This window comes from Brochothrix sp. (assembly GCF_017549435.1).
GTDB classification, from domain to species: domain Bacteria; phylum Bacillota; class Bacilli; order Lactobacillales; family Listeriaceae; genus Brochothrix; species Brochothrix thermosphacta.
Genome location: NZ_JAFYUW010000008.1, coordinates 1 through 5,573 on the forward strand (window position 1 = coordinate 1; position 5,573 = coordinate 5,573).

Annotated in this window: 6 protein-coding genes; all 6 read left to right on the forward strand. The window is 40.7% G+C overall.

Annotated features, from left to right (window positions below; genetic code table 11):
* The first annotated feature begins 38 nt into the window (after positions 1 to 38).
* From IKV95_RS00285 to IKV95_RS00310, 6 genes are read left to right on the forward strand one after another with little or no spacing between them, the layout of a single operon-like run.
* Positions 39 to 1,151, forward strand: a complete 1,113-nt coding sequence (locus IKV95_RS00285) for an ABC transporter substrate-binding protein (protein ID WP_120473041.1) — start codon at positions 39 to 41, stop codon at positions 1,149 to 1,151.
* Positions 1,152 to 1,163: 12 nt separating this feature from the next.
* Entirely contained in the window at positions 1,164 to 1,973 is an 810-nt protein-coding gene (locus tag IKV95_RS00290) for an alkaline phosphatase family protein (RefSeq protein ID WP_069135061.1), read from the forward strand.
* A gap of 15 nt (positions 1,974 to 1,988) precedes the next feature.
* Positions 1,989 to 2,837: an ABC transporter permease gene (locus IKV95_RS00295; protein WP_197714267.1), complete on the forward strand. Its 849-nt coding sequence runs from the start codon at positions 1,989 to 1,991 to the stop codon at positions 2,835 to 2,837.
* Positions 2,838 to 3,626, forward strand: coding sequence for an ABC transporter permease (locus IKV95_RS00300; protein ID WP_029091131.1), 789 nt, complete (start codon positions 2,838 to 2,840; stop codon positions 3,624 to 3,626).
* 19 nt (positions 3,627 to 3,645) lie between these two features.
* Positions 3,646 to 4,659, forward strand: a complete 1,014-nt coding sequence (locus IKV95_RS00305) for an ABC transporter ATP-binding protein (protein ID WP_029091132.1) — start codon at positions 3,646 to 3,648, stop codon at positions 4,657 to 4,659.
* An 18-nt stretch (positions 4,660 to 4,677) separates the two neighbouring features.
* Positions 4,678 to 5,454 carry a PHP domain-containing protein gene (locus IKV95_RS00310; protein WP_069118365.1) on the forward strand — a complete coding sequence of 259 codons (777 nt, stop codon included), beginning with the start codon at positions 4,678 to 4,680 and terminating at the stop codon, positions 5,452 to 5,454.
* Positions 5,455 to 5,573: the final 119 nt, after the last annotated feature.

Here is a 5,573-nt window from a genome sequence, read left to right on the forward strand (position 1 = left end):
AACCACCAAAAAAAGAACAACTAGGAGGATTTATTATAATGGGGAAATTGAAAAAAGGCTTAGTGGTATCTTTAGTGGCAACAACATTATTAGCAGGTTGTGGTGCGTCGGCAGACGATAAAAAAGAAACAAGTCAATCAATTGATTTAAATAGCTTATCGCTAAGTGACATTGAAAAGAAAGCGAAAGCAGAAGGTAAAGTCGAATCAGTAGGGATGCCGGATACATGGGCAAACTGGGGTGAGACTTGGGGCAATATCGATAAAAAATACGGGATCAAGCATGCAGATACAGATATGAGCTCAGCCGAAGAAATTGCATTGTTTGAATCAGAAAAGAAAAAAGCGACCAAAGATATCGGTGATGTTGGTCAATCATTCGGTCCGATAGCAGAGAGTAAGGGCGTAACGCTTCCTTATAAAACATCTTATTGGGACGAAGTGCCTGATTGGGCAAAAGACGATAACGGTGACTGGGTCATCGGTTACACGGGCACGATTTCTTTCATGACAAATACAGCCAAAGTGAAAGACGCACCAAAATCATTTGCTGATATTTTAAAAGGTGATTATAAAGTAACAATCGGCGATGTGAATGCAGGGTCACAATCACAAAATGCGGTACTTGCAGCTGCTATTGCGAATGGTGGCGATGAAAGTAATCTTGAACCGGGATTGGCATTTTTTGCGAAGTTAGCAGAACAAGGGCGTTTGGATATGGGTGAAGCGTCGCTTGCCCGTTTAGAAGCAGGTGAAATCGCTGTCGGTATTTTCTGGGATTTTAATGCATTGAACTACAAAAATGCGATTGAAAAAGGGAATGCTAAAACTGACTTTGCTGTCTCGATTCCAACGGATGGTAGCGTTCAAAGTGGTTATGCAACAATCATCAATGCGTATGCACCACATCCTTATGCAGCAGCACTGACACGCGAGTATATTTTATCTGATGAAGGTCAAATTAACCTCGCACGTGGATTTGCTCGTCCGATTCGTAATAAAGTCAAATTGCCAGCAGATGTTAAAGCCAAATTGCTCGATGATGCAGAGTACAAAAAAGCCCGTCCAATTAAAGATACAAAAGCGTGGGATGCAGCGGCAACGACTTTAGGTAAACAATGGCAAGAAGAAGTTTTAACTAAAGCAAAATAGGGAGTGAATCGGATGGGAAAAACGATTTTTGTCGTATTAGATGGACTTAACGCCAAAACGGCGTTTGCGCATATGGGTTTTATGGCACATATGATCGAACAACAGCAGTGTGCGGTGTACACCGTTGAAGCAGAAGTGCCTGCACAGTCACGTCCGCTTTATGAAGTATTGCAGACAGGCGTTCCAACGTATCAAAATGGTATTTACGCTAATCATTGCACCACCCCTTCTAAAGAGGTGAGTGTGTTCCAACTCGCTCAAGAAGCGGGCCTTACAACAGGTGCAGCAGCGTATCACTGGGTGAGCGAACTGTATAATAAATCACCGTTTAATCCAGAAACCGATCGCCTACAATTTAATAGTGCTGGCTATATTCAACAGGGGTTGTTCTATTTTGAAGACCATTACCCTGATAGTCACTTGTTATTGGATGGTGATTATTTAATTCAGCAACAACAAACGGATTATACACTGATTCATACGATGAACATTGATGATGTGGGTCATCGCTATGGTTCAGATAGTAAAGAATACGTTCAACAAACAGTGGCGATCGATAGTTTATTAGCAGGGTTTATTTTAAAGTGGCGCGCTCAAGGGTATCAAATCGTTGTGACCGCTGATCATGGCATGAACACCTTTCAAACGCATAACGGCATATCGTCAGATGATCGACAGGTACCTTTGTATATCTTTTCAGAAGATGTAACAACTGGGGATTACCGCGACGTGCTCGTTAAACAACGACAAATTGCACCGTTACTCTGTCAGCTCTTAGGGTTGACTCCGAGTGAACAGATGGCACCACTCACGTTTATTTAAAGGGAGGCACAACTTGTGTTAGGGAAACAATCGTATTGGAAGTATTTAGTCTTACTTGTACCATTTGCGCTTTTTGTGATCATGTTTGAATTATTACCCTTGTTTAATATAGTGCAGAACAGTTTTAAGCCTGTTGGAGGAGAGGGATTTACCTTTGCCAATTTCAAAGAGATTTTTGCGAGCGACTATTACACGCTTTCGATTCGTAACAGTTTGATTATTGCCGTTATTTCTTCATTGGTTGGTTTAGCAATTGCGGTGCTGAGCGCCTATGCTATTCATCAATCCTCATCTAAAATTCGTAATGGGTTTGTGAATGTTTTGAATATGACCGCTAATTTTCAAGGAATCCAACTGGCATTTGCCTTCATCATCTTATTGGGCAACTCAGGTATACTCGTTCGTTTAGGACAACAAACAGGGCTCGATTTTTTAGCCAACTACAATCTGTATTCGTCGTCAGGGATCATGCTCACATTTGTTTATTTTCAAATTCCACTGGCAACCTTGCTGTTGTATCCATCGTTTGATGCCATTAAAACGGAGTACAAAGAAGCGGCTCAACTGTTACACGCGAGCACCTTTCAATTTTGGCTACGTGTGGGGTTACCCTTGTTGTTACCCAGTATTCTGGGCACCTTTGCGGTGATGTTCTCCAATGCACTTGCAGCGTATGCAACGCCTTATGCGTTAATGGGAACCAATTTTTCGTTACTACCTATTCGGATCTCTTCGATGTTTACAGGCGATGTTGTTCAGCAAGTTGAATTGGGGAGTGCCTTATCATTGATACTATTAGTGTTGATGGGTGTGACAACGATTTTGAGTACGCGACTTTTAGCGAAGTTGAGAAAGGATTTATAAATGCAAACACTTAAACGAAAAGCTTTTTTAAGCAACGTGATTATTGTAGCAGTGACACTTTTCTTGATTATCCCACCAGTGATAACATTGGTTAACTCGCTCTTTAAAGATGTCACCACACTGATGCCAAGCGCGTTTACACTTTCATTTTATACCGACTTGTTTACACGAGGGAATGCAATTGGACCAGCAATTATCCGTACGTTGATTGTGGCTTTTGTCCCAACAGTATTGATGATGTTGTTGATGTTAGTGACACAATTTGTCATTCGGGTGTATTTTCCAAAAGTGGATAAGTATGTGGATATTCTCTCTAAAATTCCTTATGGAATACAAGGAGTTATTCTTGCAGTCAGTATTTTATCGCTATACGGTGGCAGCGATAGTTTTCTCTCTAACCGAATTTTCTTAGTGATATGTGCTTATGGCATCGTCATACTGCCTTATATGTATCAAGGTATTAAAAATGCACTAAATACCATTGATGTTGTACCGATTTTAGAAAGTGCAGCGATTTTAGGAGCCAACAAGTTTTATACGTACTTCCGTATTATTGTCCCAAGTGTGAAAAAAGGCTTATTGGCAACATTGCTTTTGGCAGTAGGTATTTTGTTTGGTGATTTTGTTTTAATCAATATACTAGCAGGCAGTTATTTCCCAACATTAGGTGTTTACCTGAATGAAATACGTGCTGTTTCTGGGCACTCGGCTAGTGCCGTTTCTGTGTTAATGTTTGCGGTGATGTTATTGCTATCGTATGGCGTTACACGACTTAACCGTAAGGCTTAACATAAGGAGGAGAAAGAACATGAGTTACATTGAATTTAAACACATTCGCAAAACATATGATGGACAAAAGCAAGTGTTGAACGAGTTATCCCTATCGATTGAGGAAGGGCATTTAGTCACCTTGTTAGGACCATCCGGTTGCGGAAAATCAACTTTATTACGCGCATTAGCCGGCTTTGAAACCATCGATGGTGGTGAGATTTTAATCAATGGTAAAAACATTACTAAATTGGAGCCAGGTCAACGCGAAATTGGGATGGTGTTTCAACAGTATTCGTTGTTTCCCAATATGACCGTTGAAGAAAATATTGCTTTTGGTTTGAAGATGAGCAAAGTACCAAAAGTTGAACGGGAACAAAAAGTCGCTGAAATAATCGCCATTGTTGATCTTGTCGGTAAAGAAAAACAGTACCCACAGTCTTTATCGGGCGGGCAAAAACAACGGGTTGCACTGGCACGTGCGATTGTAACAGAACCGAAAGTACTGCTGTTAGATGAACCGCTATCAGCAATTGATGCGATGTTACGTAAGAGTTTACAAAAACAAATTCGGCGCATTCAAAAACAGTTGAACATCACGACTATTTTTGTAACACACGATCAGGACGAGGCAATGATTTTATCTGATGTGGTTCATGTAATGAATGAAGGGCAAATTGAACAATCCGATCATCCAACTGAATTGTATACGCAGCCCAAAACAAAATTTGTCGCCTCATTTATGGGCAACTATAATATTTTGGAACCAAGAGCATTTGCTCAAGTGACAGGTCAGACGGTTACAAGCGACATTGCGATCCGTCCAGAAGTGATTGATTCGAACAAAGCAGCGTTTAACCCCAGTGAAGAAGAGTACACGGTCCGTGGCAGAATTGTCGATGCGACAACGAGCGGGAATATTTTAAGTTATTATGTCGAAGTAGAGGGTGTTCGTTTACGTGTTGATGAGCTGTATCGTAGTTTCAATTTACTTTCAGTCGGTGATTGGGTGCACTTGCGCTTTGAAAAACGCAATTGTTTGAGTATTGCTTAGGATGAAGGAGGAATCAGCATGAAGCGGTATGATCAGCATATGCACACACATTTTTCGCCAGACTCAGAAGAGACACTCGCCAATTATTTGAAAATCAGTCAAGGCACACTTGTGACGACAGAACACCTTGATTTTCACGATTTTTACAACAATGAACAAGACACTGTACTTGATTATGACGCGTATTCAGCAACTATTGCCCAGTTAGAAGCAACGAGCGGTCGTCGCATTCGTAAAGGTTTAGAAGTGGGCTTTACGGTGGAGTCGAAAGAAAAAATCTTAGCCTATTTGGAAGGTAAGGAATTTGATGTATTGCTGTTGAGCGTGCATCAAAATGGTCGGTATGATTATTTACAACCCGTAGTGAAGAAAAAAGAAGTCCGCCAAGTGATGCACGAATATTTTGGATTGTTGTTAATCGCGATACAACATTTCCCACAAGCAAATATTCTCAGTCACTTCGATTATGGCATCCGTTTATTTGATGTCACACTTGAGGAGTTCCAAAAACATAAAACGGTGTTAACAGCGATTCTGAAGCGGATGAAGACAAATAAAATAGCGCTTGAGTTAAACACGCGTAGCATGTATGAATACGGTAATGTCGCACTCTATGAACAAATGATTGAATGGTATGTCACGATGGGCGGACAGCGCTTCTCAATCGGTTCTGATGCGCATTCAGTGGCACATTATGGGTTCCACTTTAAAGATGCCATCGCTTTGCTGAAGAAGCATTGTGTGACAAAAATTGCCGTGTATGATCAACAACATGCGATTTTCAAACCAATCTAAACAACTTTCCCAAAAAAGACCAAACTTCGTCATAACTTGTTAACACTCACTTGTTATATTTAAAGAGTAAAGAACAGCTAATGCCAAGTTTGTTTTTTTCATTTTACCTCTCCCTATAA

What these genes read in the sequence shown, in the direction of transcription:
- IKV95_RS00285 (WP_120473041.1), top strand. Translation starts at nt 39, where the DNA reads ATGGGGAAATTGAAAAAAGGCTTAGTGGTATCTTTAGTGGCAACAACA.
- IKV95_RS00290 (WP_069135061.1), top strand. Translation starts at nt 1,164, where the DNA reads ATGGGAAAAACGATTTTTGTCGTATTAGATGGACTTAACGCCAAAACG.
- IKV95_RS00300 (WP_029091131.1), top strand. Translation starts at nt 2,838, where the DNA reads ATGCAAACACTTAAACGAAAAGCTTTTTTAAGCAACGTGATTATTGTA.
- IKV95_RS00305 (WP_029091132.1), top strand. Translation starts at nt 3,646, where the DNA reads ATGAGTTACATTGAATTTAAACACATTCGCAAAACATATGATGGACAA.
- IKV95_RS00310 (WP_069118365.1), top strand. Translation starts at nt 4,678, where the DNA reads ATGAAGCGGTATGATCAGCATATGCACACACATTTTTCGCCAGACTCA.